The sequence below is a fragment of the Billgrantia gudaonensis genome, assembly GCF_900100195.1.
Lineage (GTDB): Bacteria > Pseudomonadota > Gammaproteobacteria > Pseudomonadales > Halomonadaceae > Halomonas > Halomonas gudaonensis.
This window is the reverse complement of the sequence record NZ_FNES01000012.1, coordinates 28,926-47,496: the sequence shown is the minus strand read 5'-3', so window position 1 is coordinate 47,496 and position 18,571 is coordinate 28,926. Positions and strand designations below refer to the sequence as shown.

Here is an 18,571-nt window from a genome sequence, read left to right as displayed (position 1 = left end):
TCAGGCTACAACCGTCGATGCACCCCTGTCGCCCCCGAGTGGCGATCGGCCAACGAAAAAACGCCGGTCGCGGGACCGGCGTCGTGGGTGCGTCACACCTCCTTGTAGAGTTCCGCCCCCTGTTCGCGGAACTTCTCCGCCTGCTCTTGCATGCCCTTCATCACCGCTTCCCGGTCGCCGTCGAGACCCTTGTCCTTCGCGTAGTCGCGGACTTCCTGGCTGATCTTCATGGAGCAGAACTTGGGACCGCACATGGAGCAGAAGTGCGCGACCTTGGCCGAGTCCTTGGGCAGGGTCTCGTCGTGGTATTCGCGGGCCGTGTCCGGGTCCAGGCCGAGGTTGAACTGGTCTTCCCAGCGGAATTCGAAGCGCGCCTTGGAGAGCGCATTGTCGCGACGCTGGGCGGCCGGGTGGCCCTTGGCGAGGTCCGCCGCATGGGCGGCGATCTTGTAGGTGATGATGCCGGTCTTGACGTCGTCCTTGTTGGGCAGGCCGAGGTGCTCCTTGGGCGTGACGTAGCAGAGCATGGCGCAGCCGTACCAGCCGATCATCGCCGCGCCGATGCCCGAGGTGATGTGATCGTAGCCGGGGGCGATATCGGTGGTCAGCGGCCCCAGCGTATAGAAGGGCGCCTCGTCGCACTCGGCGAGCTGCTTGTCCATGTTCTCCTTGATCAGGTGCATGGGCACGTGGCCGGGGCCCTCGATCATCACCTGGACGTCGTGCTGCCAGGCGATGCGGGTCAGCTCGCCCAGCGTCTCGAGCTCGGCGAACTGGGCCGCGTCGTTGGCGTCGGCCACCGAGCCGGGGCGCAGGCCGTCGCCCAGCGAGAAGGCCACGTCGTAGCGCTTGCAGATCTCGCAGATCTCCTCGAAGTGGGTGTAGAGGAAGCTCTCCTGGTGGTGGTAGAGGCACCACTTGGCCATGATCGAGCCGCCGCGGGAGACGATGCCGGTGACCCGCTTGGCGGTGAGCGGCACGTAGCGCAGCAGCACGCCGGCGTGGATGGTGAAGTAGTCCACCCCCTGTTCGGCCTGCTCGATCAGGGTGTCGCGGAAGATGTCCCAGGTGAGGTTCTCGGCGACGCCGTTGACCTTTTCCAGGGCCTGGTAGATCGGCACCGTACCGATGGGAACCGGGGCGTTGCGAACGATCCACTCGCGGGTCTCGTGGATGTTCTGGCCGGTGGAGAGGTCCATGATGGTGTCGGCGCCCCAGCGGATGCCCCAGGTCATCTTGTCGACTTCCTCCTCGATGGAGGAAGTGACCGCCGAGTTGCCCAGGTTGCCGTTGATCTTCACCAGGAAGTTGCGGCCGATGATCATCGGCTCGGACTCGGGGTGGTTGATGTTGCAGGGGATGATGGCGCGGCCCGCGGCGACCTCGTCACGCACGAACTCGGGGGTGATCTCCTCGGGCAGGCGGGCGCCGAAGCCCTGGCCGGGGTGCTGGTGACCGAGGATGCGCTCGACCTCTGCGGTGCCCAGGGCCTGACGGCGCTGGTTCTCGCGGATGGCGATGAACTCCATCTCCGGGGTCACGATGCCCTGACGGGCGTAGTGCAGCTGGGTGACGTTCTTCCCGGCCTTGGCGCGGCGCGGCGTGCGGGTCAGGTCGAAACGCAGCGGGGCGAGCGTCGGGTCGTTGGCGCGGCGCTTGCCGTACTCGCTGGTCGGGCCGTCGAGGAACTCGGTGTCGCCGCGCTCGTCGATCCAGGCGCGGCGCAGCTCGGGAAGGCCGCGGCGCAGGTCGTTGGTCGTCTCGGGATCGGTGTAGGGGCCGGAGGTGTCGTAGACCAGCAGTGGCGGATTCTGCTCGTCGGCGCCGGAGGTCTTGGTCGGCGACAGCGTTATCTCGCGGAAGGGCACGCGGATGTCGGGTCGCGAGCCTGCGACGTAGACCTTGCGCGAGCCGGGCAGCGGCCGGACGGCGGCGGCGTCGACCTTGGCGGTCTCGGCGAGGAAGTGGGCGGTCTTGCTCATGGTGTTCTCCCTTGGGATTGATGGCGTCGTCAGGGAGGACAGCTTGGGGAGGACAGGGGCAGGGGGATGGCATCCCGCTGCGTGTCGCTTGATCCCTACGCTGGTCCTAGCCAGTTCAGGTTCAACGGGATCCATGCTCGAGTGCTGCATGATCTCAGCCGTCTTCAACGGCACCCCGTCAAGCGCGGTGGTGCCCGCCATCGTTGGCGGGCTGGGTCGTTTCCGCCTCGAACCCGGGGCTGATCCGGGGCAGGCCCAACTTCCTCATTCGGTCTGCCCTCGGCGCCCCTCATGTCTTCGCAGCGGCAACGCTCTTGCATGCAGTGGGCTAGTCTGCGCGATCGAGCCCCATCTGCCAGAAGTCGATCTCGAGGCGCGTGGCGTCGCGGAATACCCTACACAGCTCCTCGAAGCGGGCCGGGCTCACCTCGGCCAGTCGGGCGTCGAGCCACTCCAGCTCGGCGCGCATGGCGCTCTGGAATTCGTCGCTCTCGTACATGGCGATCCAGGCGTCATAGGGATTGGCTTCGCCGCGTACCGTGGAGGGCTGCTCGTTCAGCCAATTGGCGATCTCGCCGTAACCCACCACGCAGGGAGCGAGTGCCACGTGCAGGTCGAGCAGGTCGCCGCGGCTACCGGCATCCAGCACGTAGCGGGTATAGGCGAGCGTGGCGCGGGCCTCGGGCAAGGCGGCGAGCTGTTCCTCGGCGATGCCCCAGTCGCGGCAGTAGCTCACGTGCAGGTCGAGTTCCACGTCGAGGATCGCCTTGAGGCCCTCATGGGCCTGCCGCAGGTCGGCGAGCGTACGGCTCTTGTAGGCGGCCAGGGCATAGGCCCGAGCGAAGTGGAGCAGGAAGAGGTAGTCCTGCTCGAGGTAGTGGCGAAAGGCGCCCTCTTCGAGGGTGCCGGCGCCCAGGCCCCGCACGAAGTCGTGTTCGAGGTAGGCTCGCCAGTCGCTCTGGCAGGCGGCGGTCAGATCGCTGAAGCGGTAACCCATCGTTCCTCCGGTAGGGGCGGGATCCGGAGGTGGGGCGGGGAACATGGGGGAGGGGCTGCGCCGAGAAGAGGCTTGCGCCAGCCCATCGCCTGATTCCCTACGCCGGTGCCAACCGGATCAGGTTCCACGGGACCGGCGCTGCGTTCTCTCGAACCTGCGCCATCTCAGCCGGATTCACCGGCACCCCGTCAAGCGTCGTTGGCAGTGTAGCAAGTCACCGAAGCAATGCCAGCCCGTTGAACCTTGCGTTCATCTGGCGTTGCGGTGCAGCCAGACGATGTCCATCGCGAAGGAGGCGGTCAGGCCGAGCAGGGCACCGGCTGCCAGGAAGCCGGCCAGTGTGGAGGGTATCGGTGGCAGCAGGGCGAGCAGCAGTACCGCCACCTGCCACACGCAAACCGCCTTGCGCCGGCGGCTTTCCGGCAGTTCGGCGGCCATCCATGGCCAGCGCCGACCGAGCAGCACGAAGGCATAGCGCATGACACCGATGGCCAGCACCCAGGCGCCCAGCTTGCCGGTCGTCAGCAGAGCCAGGCACAGCACCAGGATGAAGGCGGCGTCGAGTTCCATGTCGAAGCGCGCGCCGAAGGCGCTGGCCGTGCCGGTGCGGCGCGCTACCCAGCCGTCGACGCCGTCGAGCAGCAGGGCGATACCGCTCGTGGCGGCGAAAAGCCAGGCGTGGCGTGCGATCGAGGCAGGGTCGGCGAGGCAGCCGGCCAGCACTGCCACCAGCACGCCGCGTGCCAGGGTGATGCGATTGGCCCAGCCCAGTCCCCAGGAATGGCGGTGGAACCGAGCCACCAGGGTGGCCAGTAGGGCGTAGCCGGCGACGGCCAGACCTAGAGTGGCGGGAGAGGCGCCGAGCCCGAAGCCCAGGCCGCCACCCAGGGCCAGCACGCCCGCCAGCCCCAGCAGCAGCTCGGCGAGCGTGGATGGCCGGTGCTGGGCCGGTGGCGCTTTGTCGCTATGCTGACGAAACAGCAGGAACATCACGGGCTCCAGGCGAGTCTATATTGTTCATGTATCAGTTTTTGTACCATTATTGTAGAAGATAGTTGCCCCTGACAGGATGCTTCCATGACTCGATCCACCGCCTTCTGGATCCTCTCTCCCGGCCATGGTGCCCTGCGCGAGGAGTGGCTGCCCGAGCCGGGGCCGGGTGAGGTGCGCGTGCGTGCGCGCTTCGGCGCCGTCAGCCGCGGAACCGAAGCGCTGGTGTTCCGCGGCCAAGTGCCGGAGAGCGAATTCACCCGCATGCGCGCTCCCTTTCAGGCTGGCGACTTTCCCGGCCCGGTCAAGTACGGCTACGTGAGCGTGGGCGTGGTGGAGGCCGGCGAGTCGGAATTGGTGGGCCGTGAGGTGTTCTGCTTACATCCTCACCAGGAACGCTACGTGGTACCCGTCGAGGCCGTGATACCGCTGCCCGAGGGCGTGCCGGCAGCGCGAGCCGTGCTCGCTGCCAACCTGGAGACTGCCCTCAACGCCGTTTGGGACGGCGCCCCGGGACCGGGAGACCGCATCGCGGTGATCGGCGCCGGCGTGGTGGGGGCGCTGGTGGCCTGGCTATGTGCCGCCATCCCCGGGACGCGGGTGGAACTGATCGACGTGGCGACGCAACGAGTCGAGCTGGCGCGGCGGCTGGGGGTCGGTTTCGCCTCCCCCGAGCGTGCCGCGCCGGACTGCGATCGCGTCTTCCATGCCAGTGGCAACCCTGCGGGGCTGCGGCTGGCTCTGGAGCTCGCCGGTCTCGAGGCGCGAGTGGTGGAGCTGAGCTGGTACGGCGAGCGCGAGGCCAGCTTACCATTGGGCCAGGCCTTCCACTCCCGGCGTCTTCAACTGATATCCAGCCAGGTGGGGCGGCTGCCCGCCGAGCGCGCGGCACGCTGGGATCATCGACGCCGCCTGGCGCTGGCTCTGGAACTGCTGACCGATGTCCGCCTCGACGCCCTGATCAGCGGCGAAAGCGATTTCCGCGACCTGCCGGAGCTGATGCCCGAGCTCGCCGCCAGCGCTGGCGAAGTGCTCTGCCATCGCCTGCGCTACCCACAGGATTGAGCGCAACCCACATGGACAGGAGAGCCGCATGTACAGCCTCACCGTTCGCGACCACTTCATGATCGCCCACAGTTTTCGCGGCGAGGTCTTCGGGCCGGCCCAGCGCACCCACGGTGCCACCTACGTGGTTGACGCCACCTTCCAGCGCCGTGAGCTCGACGCCGACGATCTGGTGGTCGACATCGGCCTGGCCGGTGCCGCCCTGAAGCGCGTGCTGGGGGCCTTCGATCTGCGCAATCTCGACGAACTCGATGCCTTCCACGGACGCAATACCACCACCGAGTTCCTGGCCCGTCGCGTCTTCGACGACTTGGCCAAGACCATCGCCGACGGCGAGCTGGGCCCGGGCGCCGAGGGTCTCGAAGCGCTGCGCGTCACTCTCCATGAATCGCACATTGCCTGGGCCAGCTACGAGGGGGCGCTGTGAGCCGTCCCGAACTGCAGTTGATCGTCGCCGGGGACCCCGGTCAGCTCACCGGCGGCTATCTCTTTGACGCGCGCATCGTCGCCGAGCTGCGTGTGCGCGGCTGGAAGGTGACAGTGACAGGCCTTGCCGGACGCTTTCCCGATCCCGACGACGATGCCCGTCGCAGTCTGGATGCGGCGCTGGCCGGCCTGCCCGATGGCGCTCGCGTCGTGATCGACGGCCTGGCCCTGGGTGGGCTGCCCGACGTCGTGGCGTGCCACGCGGCCCGGCTCGACCTGACCGCCTTGATACACCACCCCCTGGCCGATGAAAGCGGTCTGCAAACCGCCGACCGCGAGCGCCTCTTCGCCAGCGAACGTCGCGCGCTTGCGCTGGTGAGCCGGGTGATCGTGACCAGTGCCCATACCGCACGCGGCCTGTCGCGCTACGGGGTGAGCGCCGAGCGGGTGCGGGTGGTCGAGCCTGGAGTCGAGCCCGCGCCCCTGGCTACCTCGGCCCGGGCGGACGTACCCGATACGGGGGGAAAACGGCTGCTGTGCGTGGCCACCTTGACGCCGCGCAAGGGCCACGACCGCCTGATCGAGGCGCTGGCCGGGCTCACCGACCGCGACTGGCATCTCGACCTGGTGGGCAGCCCGGCACGTGATCCGGTCTGGGCGCAGCGGCTGTTCACTGCCGCTCGGCAGTGCCGGCTCACCGAGCGAGTCACCTGGCATGGCGAGCTCGATGGCGAGCGGCTCGACGAACTCTGGCAGGCGGCCGATCTCGGCGTGCTGGCCTCGCGCTACGAGGGGTTCGGCATGGTGGTCAGCGAGGCCTTGGCGCGTGGCCTTCCGGTGATCGCCACCACCGGCGGGGCATTGGTCGACACCCTGCCGCCCGAGGCGGGTCTCGCCGTACCGCCCGACGACGCGACGGCACTGCGGACGGCCCTGGCTCGCTGGCTCGACGAACCGGCCCTGCGTCGCCGCCTGCGTGACGGGGCCCGGGCGGCACGCCAGCGGCTAACCGACTGGCCCATTGCCGGGGCGCGTTTTGCCGAGGCACTGGACGCAACCCCCGTGATGTCCACCGGTACGGAGAGTTCGTGATGAACGCTTGCGGCGATGCGGCCCACTTCTCGGCCGACTGGCTGGCCAGCCGCGAGGCCCTCGATGCCCGCTCGCGCAGCCGCTGTCTCACCGGCCTTGCCGCCGCCTGGCTGGCCGCTCGCCCCGGCGTGCATCGGCTGGTCGATCTGGGCAGCGGCAGCGGCAGCAACCTGCGCTTTCTGGCGCCGCGACTGCCCGGGCCGCAGCGCTGGCGGCTGGTCGATCATGACGATGAGCTGCTGGCACGTGCCGGTCGAACCCGTCTGCATGATGCCGAAGGTGGTCGCGTGGCGGTCGGCCTCGAGCGTCGCGATCTAACGCCGGTGGACGATGCCCTGCTGCGCGATGCCGACCTGGTGGTGGCCTCGGCGCTGTGCGACCTGGTTTCTCGAAGCTGGGCGGAGGCCCTGGTCGATGGCTGCGCAGCGCGGGGCCAGGCACTGCTCATCACGCTCACGGTGGATGGCGACTGGGCTTTTCTCGACGCCGGCGGCGAGCGCGTCGATAGCGACGAGGACATTGCCGTGCGCACCCTGGTCCAGGCCCACCAGCGGCGCGACAAGGGGCTGGGTGTCGCCCTGGGCGGCCAAGCGCCGGCGGTGCTTGCCGAGCGGCTCGAGGCGGCGGGCTACCGGGTGGTGAGCGTCTATTCCCCCTGGTTCGTGCCACGCGGCGAGGCGGCCACGCGGCTCGTGGCAGAGGCGCTGCTCGATGGCTGGCACTCGGCTGCCCTGGAACAGGCTCCCGAGCAGGCCGAGCGGCTGGCACGCTGGCATGACGCGCGACGGGCCCAGCTCGCCGCGGGCGAGCTGGGCCTGACGGTGGGACATCGTGACCTCTTCGCCACGCCGGGCGCGGGGGCGACGGCGTGACGACCGCACCGCTCTTCCGCGTGCTGGGCAGCCTGGGGCTGCTGGCGGTTCTCGCCCTGTGGCTCGGTCCCAGTGAACTCTTCGCCTCGGTGGAGCGTCTCGCTCCCGGCTGGGTACTGCTGGGACTGGTGCTGACGCTGCCTCAGGTGGCGCTCTGCGCCTGGCGCTGGCGGCTCACGGCACGACTGCTGGGCTTGCCGCTCAGCTGGCGGCGTTCGCTGCACGACTATTACCTGGCGCTGTTTCTCAACCAGGTGCTGCCCGGTGGAGTGATGGGCGACGCCGCTCGCGCCTGGCGCCATGCCGGCACCAGCGGGCAGCGCGGCGGTGCCTGGCGGGCGGTGGTCATCGAACGCGCCTCGGGTCAACTGGCCATGCTGCTGATCACCCTGGCCGTGCTGCTCGCCTCGCCGTTGTGGCACGGCCTGCTGGGGCGTGCTCTGCAGGCCATGGCAGGTGCGTTCACGGCGATCTCGTCGCTGGCTCTGGGGCTGGGGATGCTGGGGCTGGCGCTCGGCGGCGTCATCGCTGCCGCAGGCGCTCGGCAGCTCCTTCGGCGGCCGCCCCGTCTGCTGGCGGGGCTGGGCGACGACCTGCGGCGTAGCCTGCTGGCCGCCTCGGTGTGGCCTCGTCAGCTCGCCGGCTCGCTGCTGGTGGTAGCCAGCTACGCCTTGGTGTTCGTCTGCGCGGCACGCGCGATCGGCGTGACGCTGCCTCTCGGTACGCTGCTGGCTCTGGCGCCGCCGGTTCTCATCGCCATGCTGGTGCCGGTGGCGGTGGCCGGCTGGGGCGTGCGCGAGGGCGCCGCGGCCCTGATCTGGGCGGTAGCGGGGTTGCCCCCGGCTCAGGGCGTCGCCGTCTCGGCGACCTACGGCATCCTGGTGCTGGTGGCCAGCCTTCCCGGCGCATTCTGCCTGCTGGTCGATCTGGTGCGGCGTCGCCGCGCCTCAGAGCGCGGAAGCGGTGGGCTGGCGCAGGGCGAGGTCGAAGAGGGTGTCATTTCCGCAGGGCAGGGTTCGCGCGGTGGGGCGGAGCGCCTCGGCCAGCGTGACGATGGGCGGCAGCGTCAGGCCGGGCCGGCCGGAGCCGATCAGCAGCGGTGCCACCAGCAGGTGCAAGCGGTCGAGCACGTCGGCCTGGAGAAAGCGCGACACCGTGACGCCACCGCCCTCCACCAGCACCCGCGTCAGCCCGCGCGAGGCCAGCAGATCGAGCACGTCGGCCGGAGGGAAGCCGCCATCGTCGAGTGGCAGGGCGAGGCGGGTCACGTGCGCGGCCTGAGCGTCCGGCCGGACGACCCCTTCGCCGATCAAATGCAGCGTGGGTGCGGTGGCGTCGTTCAGCAGGTGCAGTTCGGCGGGCACCCGGCCGTGCGGGTCGAGGAGCACCCGCACCGGGTGGCGGCCGGTCACGTGGCGCACGGTGAGCTGGGGGTCGTCGGCGGCCGCGGTGCCCGCGCCCACCACCACGGCGTCGACCAGGGCGCGCAGACGGTGCAGATGGACCCGGCTTTCGCGACCGTTGACGTAGTGGGAGTGACCGCTCTCGGTGGCAATGCGCCCGTCCAGGCTCTGGCCGAGCTGAGCGATGGCCAGACGTCCGTGCCGGGCCGCCACCGGAGCCAGGCTATCGAGCAAGGCGCGCGCCGCCGCGTTCACCGGCGACGTGGCTTGCCAGCCGCCTGCCGCCGTGAAACGCACGACGCGGTCATCCGTGGCCGTGCCGCGGGCTTCTCGCTGCAACTGATCCCAGGCCGTGGCGAGATCGAGTTCAGAGGCGGGGTCGCGCATGCTGGCTCCGTCGTGGAATGTCATCGAGCAGGATGCGTCGAACGCCGCGTCTTCACAAGCGGCAGAGGGCGCCCAAGGAGTGCGACATGCATCAGGTAGAACGCGCCATCTTCGATCTGCGACGCGGCTTGCCGGTGCTGATCGGCGAGGCGTCGGCGCCGCTGCTGGTGCAGCCGGTGGAAGGCGCCGCCGACACCGCGGTGGCGACTCTCGCTGACCGGGCCGGTTCGCCGCCGGCGCTGGTGCTCAGCCGCCATCGTCTGGCCTGGCTGGGCCACCCCCGCGCGACCCCGGCGCTGCTCGCCCTGCCGCCCGGACTCGAGGGCGAGCGTCTGGCGGCGGTGGCGTTCGGCGCCGAGCCGGAGCTGGGTGTCTGGGCCGATGCCTTGGTCGATGCCGACCCGGCAGAGCGTGCCGCCCTGGCGCTGATGCGCCGGGCCCTGCTGATTCCCGCCGCGCTGGTGGCGCGGGTAGCTCCCGCCCGGCGAGATGCCGTGGCCGCCGAGGTGGCCGACGGCACCCTTCTCGAGGTGCCCGCCGAGGCGGCGGCGCGCTGCCAGGAGACGCACGGGCTGCTCAAGCGCATCAGCGAGGCGCGCATTCCCCTGGAGGACGCCTTCGACAGCCGCTTCATCCTGTTCCGCGAGCCCGATGGCCTGCGCGAGCACGTGGCGGTGGTGATCGGCGAACCGCAAGCCGCTGCCGGGCCGGTGCCGCTGCGTTTGCACTCCGCCTGTCTCACCGGCGACCTGTTCGGCAGCCTGCGCTGCGACTGCGGCGAGCAACTGCGCAACGCCGTGGCCGAGATCGAAGCGCTGGGTGGCGGGGTGCTGCTCTACCTGGCGCAGGAGGGGCGTGGCATCGGTCTGGCCAACAAGCTGCGTGCCTATACCCGCCAGGACGCCGGCCTGGACACGCTGGATGCCGACCACAGCCTGGGCTTCGCCGAGGACGAGCGGCGCTACGCGGTGGCGGTGGACATGCTGGCCTCGCTGGGCATCCACCGCGTGCAACTGCTCACCAACAACCCGCGCAAGGTCGCCGCCCTGACCGCCGGCGGCATCGAGGTGGTGTCGCGTCAGGCACTCTACGGCACCCTCAACGACCACAATCGGCGCTACCTGAGTGCCAAGGCGGAGCGTGCCGGCCACCTGCTGGAGGGGGTGCTCAACGGCAAGGCGACGCGGCGTTGAGCGGCGGCGCTCGATGGGTTTCCCCAATGACCCGCGCCAGCGCCTCGCCATAGTGCGCGGCCAGTCGAGCGCCGAGGGTCGCCGTGCCCAGAGTGGCGTCGCCCACCACGCCGCCGGGGTGCAGGTCCTCGGCCAGCCAGGCGAACGGGGCGGCGCCCTCGGGCGCCAGCAGCCAGCCGGCGTCGGCCATTGCCTCGCCGCTCGAGGGCGGGCGGTCGAGGGCGTCGAGGCGCACCTTGTGCGGTGCGAGGTGGTGAATCAGGGCCGTCTCCAGCGCTCCGCCGTGGAGGCCATGGCGCCACTCCGCGTCGGGCAGCGCGGCACGCAGCTCGGGTGGGGGTGACAGTCGTGGGTAGTGCACCTTGACCACGCGCAGGGCATGGCGACGGCGCAGTGCCAGGGCGGCGATGTCGATCACCGCGTTGTTGCCGCCGTGGCCGTTGAGCAACACCAGTCTCGACAGTCCGGCTCTTGCCACGCCGTCGCCCAGTGCTTCCAGGGTGGCGATGGCGACCTGGGGCGGCAGGCTCAGGGTTCCGGAAAAGCTCAGATGCTCGTCGCTGGTGCCCACGGCCAGGCTGGGCAGCACCACCAGAGGAAGGTCGTCGGGCAGGCGTTCCAGGGCGGCGTCGAGCAGCCCCTCGCCGATGTCGAGATCGGTGGCCAGCGGCAGGTGGGCGCCATGCTGCTCGATGGCCCCGACGACCGCTACGGCCACGCTGTCGGGGTCGAGGCAGGCCAGCTCCCGGCTGGTGAGGTCCTGCCAGCGGGGAAAGCGGGTTTCGCTCATGCTCGACGCTCCTGGATGGCTGAAGATTGGGCCGTCGTATCCACTCGGCGCGCATAGAGATCGCCGGAGGCAAGGCCCTCGGCACCGTCGGAGAGCCACTGGCGGGCTGCCGCCGGAGACTGCCATTCGGCCCACCGCCAGCGTCGGCTTTCGCCGGCAATGGCGTTGAAGCGGTAGTCGCCCAGGGCTTCCAGGCGCGCCACGCACGCTTCGGCCACCTCCAGGGCGCCGTCGACGAACTCCACCGACAGCGCCGCGAGCGGCCGACTCAAGCCCTCGAGCACCTGCGCCTCGAAGCCTTCCACGTCGATCTTGCAGAAGCGCGGCTCGCCGTACTCGGCGATCAGGGCGTCCAGCGTGGTGACCGGTACCGTGACGCGCTCCTCCCAGCGTACCTGACGGAAGCCGGGGTTGCGTGCGGCGAGAGTGTCGCGCCAGCGTTCGGCCAACGTGGAGACGGTGGGCGTGGCGCGGCTCACGGCGAGCTCGGCCTGGCCCGGCGCAGCCCCGGCAGCGCAGGCCAGCAAGGTGACGCCGGGCCGCCGCCCCACCAGGCGGTTCAGCCAGGCGTAGAGCGCCGGCTGTGGTTCCAGGGCCACTACGCGGGCACCCAGCCCGACGAAGGCGGCGGTGCGGTCGCCGAGGTGGGCGCCCACGTCGAAGGCCAGGTCGCCGGGGCCCAGGAAGTCGGCGTAGAGCCGGCGCAGGCCGGGCTGGCGGCCGGGTCGCCAATAGACGGCCAGCGAGCGGGCGATGCCCAGACCCTGACGCAGCCGGGCGGCGAGGGGGCGCTGGCTCATCGACTTCGCGCTCCCCGGCGGCCCAGCAGCGGCTGTTCGAGCATGGTGCGCGGCATCTCCGGCGGTGGCGGTAGCGGCGTGGCGTTCGGCAGGTCGGACGATGCCGAGGCGTACTTCAGCAGCGCGGTATCCGCTGCCGGGCGATGCGTGGCCAGCAGTTCCCGGCGGATGAGTGCATCGACGCGAACGCCGCTCAGACGTACCAGCAGCGGGGCGAGGGAGAGGCCCGCCCAGATCGGGGCCAGCCACCAGAACAGCAGCGGGGCGTAGACGTGGATTGCCGCGGCCCAGGCGACGCCCAGGACGGTGAACGGTGCCGTGTGAACCAGCGCGGCGTGCCAGGGCACCGGCCGCCCCTCGCGGGGCTGGGCCGTCCAGGCGGTGCGGCCGCCGACCAGCACCTCGATCACGAAGCGGCTGTGAAAGGCCATCATCAGGGGGGCGAGCAGCACGGCGACCAGCGCCTCGGCCAGCGCCGAGACGATCAGGCGCCAGGCACCGCCGAATGCCGCAGCGCGCCGGGCCAGGGCCAGCGTCAGCCCCATCAGCTTGGGGGCGAAGAGCAGTGCCAGGGTCAGCGCAAAGAGACTGGCGATCAGCTCCGGGTGCGCCTCGGGCCACATCGGGAAGAGTTGCGGCGCCTCGCGGAAGTAGCTAGGCGCCTGGTGGGCGCGCAGGGCGGCGTCGAGGCTGCCCAGCGCCAGGATGGCCAGCCACAGCAGGGAGGCCACGAAGGCCATGGCGCCCATCACGAAGTGCAGGCGGCTCAGCGGATGCAGGCCGGGAACGGCGATCAAGCGTAGATGCTGCAGGTTGCCCTGGGTCCAGCGGCGATCGCGGCGCGCATAGTCGAGCAGGTTGCCGGGCATCTCCTCGTAGCTGCCGCCCAGGCGGGTGTCGAGCTGCACCTGCCAACCGCCGCGGCGCAGCAGTGCCGCTTCGACGAAGTCGTGGCTGAGTATCTCGCCGCCCAGCGGGGGGCGGCCCGGCAGAGGTGGCAGGCCGGCGCAGGCAGTGAAGGCGTCGAGGCGCAGGATGGCGTTGTGGCCCCAGTAGTTGGCGGTGTCGCCCTGCCAGACGCTCTGGCCGGCGGCGAGCATCGGCGCGTAGAGGGCGGCGGCGAACTGGGAGAGCCGGCCGAACAGGGTGGACTGGCGGGCAGGCAGCGGCACTGTCTGGATCAGCGCCACTTCCGGGCGAGCCTGAAGGGCGCGCACCAGGCCGACCAGACAACTGCCGGTGAGGCGGCTGTCGGCATCGAGGCCGATCAGGAAGTCGTAGCGACCACCCCAGCGGCGGCAGAAGTCGGCGAGATTGCCGGCCTTGCGGCCCGCGTTGTCGGCTCGGCGTCGGTAGTGCAGGGGCAGCCGCCCCGCCAGCCGGCGCTGCAATGCCGCCACGGCGTCGGCCTCGGCATCGGCGATGGTCGGGTCGGTGGTATCGCTGAGCACGAAAGCTTCGAAGTGGTGCGCTTCGCCGGTGGCGATCAACGACTCGGCGGTGGCCTCCAGGGCGGCGACGACCTGCTGCGGGACTTCGTTGTGGATGGGCATGGCGAGCACGGTGCGTCGGCGCAGCGGCATGCCCTCCTCATCCATCCGGGCTGGCAGAGGCGCCAGGGTGAGCGGGTCTCGGCGTGTCAGGCAGAGCACGAAGCCGGCCAGCGCCGACCAGAAGGCGAGGGCGATCCACGCGAAGGTGAGAGTGAACAGCGACAGCAGCGCCAGCTCGAGAACGGCCAGGCCGTCGGCGGCGAGGATGCGTGCCATCAGGCCGGCACCGGCCAGGGTGGTGGCGCCCACGGCAAAGGCCAGCAGACCGCGCCGCACGCCCAGTCCGGGTAGCGGTGCAACGGCTGGACGGGACGACTCAGCGCGACTCGGAGGGGTACCAGACATGGTTCCAGGTCTCGCTGATCACTCGGTCGCGCAGGCTGAGGTGCAGGCGCAGGTCGGCGGGTCTTTCGCCGTCCGGGTCGAGGCGAAAGGAGGCGCGCCAGCCGCTTCCGTCGGGCAGCGGTTGTGCCTGGCGGTGGCGCACTTCGCCCCGGTTCGCCTCGACGTTGACGGTGACGGGCTGGTCCGCCGCCAGCCCCTCCAGCTCGCCGCCGCGGAAGTCGACCATGAAGTGGCGGCGACTGGCCGGGGCCGGATCGGCGCGTCCGGGAACGCCGCCCCATCCCTGCCGGGTACGCACCACCCGGGCCAGGTGCTGCTCGGGAAGATTGGCGTCGAAGGTGCGGATGCGGTAGCGCAGGGTGCGCGACTCGCCCTCGCGTAGCGGCGCCTCGGCGACCCAGTAGGTGACGATGTTATCGTGGGTCTCATCGGGGGCGGGAAGCTCCACCAGTTCCACGCCGCCGGGGCCCCAGTCGTCGAGAGGCTCCACCCACAGGCTGGGGCGACGTTCGTAGCGCGCCTCCAGGTCGAGGTAGTGATCGAAGTCGCGGTTGCGCTGAACCAGACCGAAGCCGCGTGGCCCGTCGTCGCGCAGCGAGGTGACGCGCAGCTCGCGGGGGTTGTTGAGCGGTCGCCAGATCCATTCGCTGCCCGCGGTGTGCATCAGCAGCCCCTCGGAGTCGTGCACGTGGGGGCGGTAGTCGTCTACCGGGCGGGGCGTGGTGTCGCCGTGGGCGAACATGCTGGTGAGCGGGGCGACACCGAGTTTCTCCACGTCGCGGCGGGCGAAGAGGCGTTTCTCGACGGTGACCTCGACGTTCTTGCGGGGCACGATGTCGAAACGGTAGGCACCTGCCAGCGAAGGGCTGTCGAGCAGCGCCAGCACCGTCATCCGGGTGGCGTCGGGGTCGGGCTCGACCAGCCAGAACTCGCGGAAGGCGGGAAATTCCTCGCCGCCGGAAGTGGCGACGTCGATGGCCAAGCCCCGCGCCGAGAGACCGTAGCCCTGGTCGCGCCCCACCAGGCGGAAGTAGCTGGCGCCGAGAAAGACGGCGAACTCATCGTGGTACTCGGCGCCGTTGAGCGGATAGTGCAGGCGAAAGCCGGCGTGACCGGCGCCGTCGAGGTCCGCGTCGGCAAGCGGTGCGGCCGCGTCGTCGTAGCGGAAGCGCGCGGGATCGAAGGCGAGCGGTTGGCTCTCGCCGTCTTCCACCACGTGCAGCTGGACCGGTGCATCGAACAGGAAGCCGGTATGGAAGAGCTGCACGCTGAACAGGGCCTCGTCTCGCCACAGGGCCGCCTCGGGGCGGAAGCGGATCTGCCGGTAGGTGTCGTAGTCGAGATCGCGCAGGGCGGCGGGCAGTTCGCCGCTATCCTCGCGATACTCGTCGTCGGCCAGCGTCTGGGCCCGCTCGGTGACCCGGTCGAACAGGGCGGCCACCTCGTCCTCGGTGGTAGCCTGGGCGCTGCCGCAAAGCATCAGCAGCGCAACGCCCATGGTCGGGAGAATGGGTGACATGGTTCCTTCCTCCCGGGTGCGATGATCCCTCAACGTGAAGTGTCGTCGGTTTGTGGGCATCCTGCACGGCATCTCGGTGTCCAAGTGTAAACGATACGATAATTGTACAAGGGCATTGTAGTGTACATAGCGTCGCGCTGCGTTACCCTGCTTCGAAAAGACGAAGGAACGGAAGACAAAAAAGAATGCGCCCTGTATTGACCGCCGTCCTGTTGCTCGATGCCTTGCTGCTGGTACCGCTGTGGTTGCGCTACGGCGAGCCGGGTACGCGCTGGGTCGCCCTGGAGGCGCTGCTGGTGGTGGCCGTGCTGGCCCTGCTGCCGGCGCGTGCGGCCAGCCGCCGGCTCGCTTGGTCGTTGACCGCGCTGGTGCTGCTGGGCGTGCTGGTCGGTCTCGGCGATGCGGCGACTTACCAGGCACTGGGGCGCTCGCTCAATCTCTACTTCGACTGGCCGCTGCTGCGCTCCGTCTTCGATCTGCTGGCCGGTAGCTTGGGCGCTCTACTGGCACTGCTGGCGATCCCGGCCGGCATGGCGGCGTTGGTACTGCTTGTCGGATGGCTCGGGCGCGCTCTGTCAGCTCTGCCCGGCACGGCGCGGTTCGGTTCGACGCGCTGGCTGGCCGGGGGGGTTGCGGTGGCCAGTGCCGCTCTGATCGTCGCCCAGTGGCAGCACGCCCGGCCGCTGGTGGTGACGCGCACGCCGCTGGTCGACACTTTCGGCTTCCAGGTGCGGCAGCTGATCGATACCCATCGCGCCCGGCGCGCCTTCGCCGAGACGCTGGCCGAGCGTCCGGGAGAGGCGCGGCCTCTGCCGGGGCTCGCCGGGCGCGACGTGCTGCTGGTCTTCGTCGAATCCTACGGGGTCAGCGCGCTCGAGCAGCCGCGTTACGCCGAGGTGGTGGGTCAGCGGCTCAGGCAGATGGAGCCGCGCCTGGCGGGTGCCGGCCTGGCAGCGGTCTCCGGCACTCTGGCGGCTCCGGTGCGCGGGGGGCAGTCGTGGCTGTCGCATGCCACGGTGCTGTCCGGCCTGCGGATCGACAACGATCTGTGGTACCGACTGCTGCTCGACAGCGAGCGGCCGACGCTGGTCGACGACTTTCGCGCCACCGGGCACCACACCCTGGCGGTGATGCCCGCCATCACGCGGGCCTGGCCGGAGGGAGAAGCCTACGGTTTCGACGCACTGTACCCTGCGAAGGCGCTCGGCTACGAAGGCCCCGCCCTGAACTGGGTGACCATGCCCGACCAGTACACCCTGCACCGCTTCCAGCAGGCGCTGCGCCCGGTCGATTCGCCCGTGTTCGCCCAGATCGCCCTGATCAGCAGCCATGCGCCCTGGACGCCGATCCTGCCGGTGCTGGAGGATTGGCAGTCGGTGGGTGATGGCCGCGTGTTCGCGCGCTGGGCCGATGCCGGCGAAGCCCCCGAGACGCTGTGGCAGGATACCCGGCGAGTTCGCGAACACTACGCCCGCGCGGTGGCCTACTCGCTGGAGACGAGCCTCGAATGGATCGCCGAGCATGTCGGCAACGACGGCCTGGTGATCTTGCTCGGCGACCATCAGTCGGCCCCCTTGATCACCGGCGATGCGGCCAGCGATGGCGTTCCGGTACACGTCATCGCTGCTGATCCGGCACTGCTCGCCCCCTTCCGGGCCCGTGGCTTCGTGCCCGGCCTGCTGCCACCCCAGCGCGACAGCCACCCCGGGATGGACCGGCTGCGCGACTGGCTGCACGAGGAGTTCGGCTCATGATGACCCCGGTGATACTGGCCGGCGGCGCCGGTACGCGGCTGTGGCCGCTGTCGCGTCACCAGCGGCCCAAGCAGTTCCTCTCGCTGCTCGACGACGCGCCGCTGCTGGCTGCCACCCTGGCGCGACTCGAGGGGCTGGATCATGCGCCGCCCATCGTCATCTGCCACGAGGATCACCGTTTCCTCGCTGCCGAGCAGTTGCGCCGGGCCGGCGTGGCCGACGCGACCCTGCTGCTCGAGCCGGAAGGGCGTGGCACCGCGCCGGCCATCGCCCTGGCGGCACTGCTGGTCCAGCGCCGCGACGAGCGCCATCCGCTGGTGGTGCTGCCGGCCGACCACTGCATCCTCGACCGCGCCGCCTTTCAGGCGAGTCTCGCCCGGGCCCTGGCGCTCGCCGAACAGGGTTGGCTGACCACCCTTGGCGTGGTGCCCGACCGCGCCGAAACCGGCTACGGCTACGTTCGTCCCGGCGCGCCGCTCTCCGAGGGTGGGCGACGGGTGGCGGCCTTCGTGGAGAAGCCCGATGCGGCCACTGCCGAGGCGCTGCTGGCCGAGGGAGAGTGCTGCTGGAACAGCGGACTCTTCGTGCTGCGTCCGGACGTCTACCTCGACGAGCTGGCACGTCTGGAACCGGCGATTCTCGATGCCTGCCGCCGTGCCATGACCGCGGCCAGCCTAGACCGTGATTTCCTGCGCCCCGGCGCCGAGGCGTTCCTTTCGAGTCCCGATCGGTCCATCGACGTGGCGGTGATGGAGTGCACCGCACGCGCCGCCACGGTGCCGCTGGCGGCGGGATGGAGCGACATCGGCTCATGGCAGGCGCTGTGGGAAGCGTTGCCTCACGACGCCGACGGCAACGCCCTGCGCGGCGAGGTGCGCTGTGCGGCGAGCCGCAATCTGCTAGTGCACGCCGAGGGGCAGCTGGTGGCCACGCTGGGCGTGGAGAACCTGGCGATCGTCACCACCGCGGACGCCGTACTGGTGGCCGACCGACGTCGCGGCCAGGAGCTGCGCCAGCTGGTCGACCGCCTGACGGTCGAGGGCCGAGCCGAGGTGGCCCAGCACGCCACCGTGCATCGCCCCTGGGGGCGCTATCGGATTCTCGAGGCCGGGCCGGGCTATCAGGTCAAGCACCTCACCGTGAAGCCCGGCGCACGGCTGTCGCGCCAGTATCATCGCCATCGCGCCGAACACTGGGTGGTGGTCGGCGGCACGGCACGGGTCACCCTGGATGACGAGGCCTTGTCTCTCGCGGCGACGCAATCCATCGACATTCCCGTGGGGCGCGTGCACTGCCTGGCCAACCCCGGTCCGGGCGACCTGGAACTGATCGAGGTGCAGTCCGGCGACTACCTGGGCGAGGACGACATCGTGCGCCTGGACGACCGCTACGGGCGAGAGTGA

The 18,571-nt window shown here is 70.3% G+C and carries 15 protein-coding genes, 1 pseudogene and 2 riboswitches; of the genes and pseudogenes, 8 read left to right on the top strand and 8 right to left on the bottom strand.

Translation table 11 applies throughout. The features are described from left to right. Positions 1-92 precede the first annotated feature (92 nt). The 3 genes from thiC to BLP96_RS13980 form a co-directional block, all read right to left on the bottom strand. Positions 93-1,982, bottom strand: coding sequence for a phosphomethylpyrimidine synthase ThiC (thiC, locus tag BLP96_RS13990; protein WP_089687196.1), 1,890 nt, complete (start codon positions 1,980-1,982; stop codon positions 93-95). 75 nt (positions 1,983-2,057) lie between these two features. Next, positions 2,058-2,170, bottom strand: a riboswitch (TPP riboswitch). A gap of 140 nt (positions 2,171-2,310) precedes the next feature. Further along, complete coding sequence (gene tenA, locus BLP96_RS13985) at positions 2,311-2,979, bottom strand: thiaminase II (RefSeq protein WP_089687194.1); 669 nt, start codon at positions 2,977-2,979, stop codon at positions 2,311-2,313. 76 nt (positions 2,980-3,055) lie between these two features. After that, a riboswitch (TPP riboswitch) is annotated at positions 3,056-3,177 on the bottom strand. A 51-nt stretch (positions 3,178-3,228) separates the two neighbouring features. Beyond that, positions 3,229-3,969, bottom strand: a complete 741-nt coding sequence (locus BLP96_RS13980) for a CDP-alcohol phosphatidyltransferase family protein (protein WP_089687192.1) — start codon at positions 3,967-3,969, stop codon at positions 3,229-3,231. A gap of 87 nt (positions 3,970-4,056) precedes the next feature. Between BLP96_RS13980 and BLP96_RS13975 the strand changes: the two genes are divergently transcribed. The 5 genes and pseudogenes from BLP96_RS13975 to BLP96_RS20385 form a co-directional block, all read left to right on the top strand. Further along, positions 4,057-5,034 (top strand): zinc-dependent alcohol dehydrogenase, encoded by a 978-nt coding sequence (locus BLP96_RS13975; protein WP_089687190.1) that lies wholly within the window; start codon positions 4,057-4,059, stop codon positions 5,032-5,034. 28 nt (positions 5,035-5,062) lie between these two features. Beyond that, a complete protein-coding gene (locus BLP96_RS13970) occupies positions 5,063-5,461 on the top strand; it encodes a 6-pyruvoyl trahydropterin synthase family protein (protein ID WP_089687188.1) in 399 nt (132 codons plus the stop codon). Then, on the top strand, positions 5,458-6,552 hold the full coding sequence (locus BLP96_RS20395) for a glycosyltransferase family 4 protein (RefSeq protein WP_245682261.1): 1,095 nt from the start codon (positions 5,458-5,460) through the stop codon (positions 6,550-6,552). Before BLP96_RS13970 ends, BLP96_RS20395 begins: the two co-directional genes overlap by 4 nt. Continuing rightward, positions 6,549-7,424, top strand: coding sequence for a class I SAM-dependent methyltransferase (locus BLP96_RS20390; protein ID WP_245682260.1), 876 nt, complete (start codon positions 6,549-6,551; stop codon positions 7,422-7,424). Before BLP96_RS20395 ends, BLP96_RS20390 begins: the two co-directional genes overlap by 4 nt. Continuing rightward, positions 7,421-8,311: pseudogene (locus BLP96_RS20385) on the top strand (lysylphosphatidylglycerol synthase transmembrane domain-containing protein); the annotation flags it as partial. The gene BLP96_RS20390 and the pseudogene BLP96_RS20385, both read left to right, overlap by 4 nt. Before the next feature lie 60 nt (positions 8,312-8,371). On the opposite strand, the gene BLP96_RS13955 reads toward BLP96_RS20385, so the two are convergent. Continuing rightward, a complete protein-coding gene (locus BLP96_RS13955) occupies positions 8,372-9,214 on the bottom strand; it encodes a RibD family protein (protein ID WP_089687321.1) in 843 nt (280 codons plus the stop codon). A gap of 86 nt (positions 9,215-9,300) precedes the next feature. On the opposite strand from BLP96_RS13955, the gene BLP96_RS13950 reads away from it, so the two are divergent. Continuing rightward, positions 9,301-10,407: a GTP cyclohydrolase II gene (locus BLP96_RS13950; protein WP_089687186.1), complete on the top strand. Its 1,107-nt coding sequence runs from the start codon at positions 9,301-9,303 to the stop codon at positions 10,405-10,407. Here the strand turns inward: BLP96_RS13950 and BLP96_RS13945 are convergent. The 4 genes from BLP96_RS13945 to BLP96_RS13930 are packed head-to-tail and all read right to left on the bottom strand — an operon-like array spanning position 10,382 to position 15,414. Further along, complete coding sequence (locus BLP96_RS13945; RefSeq protein ID WP_089687184.1) at positions 10,382-11,197, bottom strand: creatininase family protein; 816 nt, start codon at positions 11,195-11,197, stop codon at positions 10,382-10,384. The two genes, BLP96_RS13950 and BLP96_RS13945, sit on opposite strands and share 26 nt — an antisense overlap. Beyond that, positions 11,194-11,997, bottom strand: coding sequence for an FkbM family methyltransferase (locus BLP96_RS13940; RefSeq protein WP_089687182.1), 804 nt, complete (start codon positions 11,995-11,997; stop codon positions 11,194-11,196). The genes BLP96_RS13945 and BLP96_RS13940 overlap by 4 nt, the downstream gene beginning before the upstream one ends. After that, positions 11,994-13,895, bottom strand: coding sequence for a glucans biosynthesis glucosyltransferase MdoH (mdoH, locus tag BLP96_RS13935; RefSeq protein WP_089687180.1), 1,902 nt, complete (start codon positions 13,893-13,895; stop codon positions 11,994-11,996). The genes BLP96_RS13940 and mdoH overlap by 4 nt, the downstream gene beginning before the upstream one ends. After that, positions 13,867-15,414, bottom strand: coding sequence for an OpgD/OpgG family glucan biosynthesis protein (locus BLP96_RS13930; RefSeq protein ID WP_089687178.1), 1,548 nt, complete (start codon positions 15,412-15,414; stop codon positions 13,867-13,869). The genes mdoH and BLP96_RS13930 overlap by 29 nt, the downstream gene beginning before the upstream one ends. Before the next feature lie 185 nt (positions 15,415-15,599). Here BLP96_RS13930 and BLP96_RS13925 point away from each other — a divergent pair, with 185 nt between their 5' ends. Both BLP96_RS13925 and BLP96_RS13920 read left to right on the top strand, forming a co-directional pair. Next, positions 15,600-17,168, top strand: coding sequence for a sulfatase-like hydrolase/transferase (locus tag BLP96_RS13925; protein WP_089687176.1), 1,569 nt, complete (start codon positions 15,600-15,602; stop codon positions 17,166-17,168). Then, entirely contained in the window at positions 17,165-18,571 is a 1,407-nt protein-coding gene (locus BLP96_RS13920) for a mannose-1-phosphate guanylyltransferase/mannose-6-phosphate isomerase (RefSeq protein WP_143005116.1), read from the top strand. The genes BLP96_RS13925 and BLP96_RS13920 overlap by 4 nt, the downstream gene beginning before the upstream one ends.

Bases quoted from the DNA above. Each gene is read 5' to 3' on its own strand.
- thiC (WP_089687196.1), bottom strand. From the start codon at position 1,982: ATGAGCAAGACCGCCCACTTCCTCGCCGAGACCGCCAAGGTCGACGCC.
- tenA (WP_089687194.1), bottom strand. From the start codon at position 2,979: ATGGGTTACCGCTTCAGCGATCTGACCGCCGCCTGCCAGAGCGACTGG.
- BLP96_RS13980 (WP_089687192.1), bottom strand. From the start codon at position 3,969: ATGTTCCTGCTGTTTCGTCAGCATAGCGACAAAGCGCCACCGGCCCAG.
- BLP96_RS13975 (WP_089687190.1), top strand. From the start codon at position 4,057: ATGACTCGATCCACCGCCTTCTGGATCCTCTCTCCCGGCCATGGTGCC.
- BLP96_RS13970 (WP_089687188.1), top strand. From the start codon at position 5,063: ATGTACAGCCTCACCGTTCGCGACCACTTCATGATCGCCCACAGTTTT.
- BLP96_RS13955 (WP_089687321.1), bottom strand. From the start codon at position 9,214: ATGCGCGACCCCGCCTCTGAACTCGATCTCGCCACGGCCTGGGATCAG.
- BLP96_RS13950 (WP_089687186.1), top strand. From the start codon at position 9,301: ATGCATCAGGTAGAACGCGCCATCTTCGATCTGCGACGCGGCTTGCCG.
- BLP96_RS13945 (WP_089687184.1), bottom strand. From the start codon at position 11,197: ATGAGCGAAACCCGCTTTCCCCGCTGGCAGGACCTCACCAGCCGGGAG.
- BLP96_RS13940 (WP_089687182.1), bottom strand. From the start codon at position 11,997: ATGAGCCAGCGCCCCCTCGCCGCCCGGCTGCGTCAGGGTCTGGGCATC.
- mdoH (WP_089687180.1), bottom strand. From the start codon at position 13,895: ATGTCTGGTACCCCTCCGAGTCGCGCTGAGTCGTCCCGTCCAGCCGTT.
- BLP96_RS13930 (WP_089687178.1), bottom strand. From the start codon at position 15,414: ATGTCACCCATTCTCCCGACCATGGGCGTTGCGCTGCTGATGCTTTGC.
- BLP96_RS13925 (WP_089687176.1), top strand. From the start codon at position 15,600: ATGCGCCCTGTATTGACCGCCGTCCTGTTGCTCGATGCCTTGCTGCTG.
- BLP96_RS13920 (WP_143005116.1), top strand. From the start codon at position 17,165: ATGATGACCCCGGTGATACTGGCCGGCGGCGCCGGTACGCGGCTGTGG.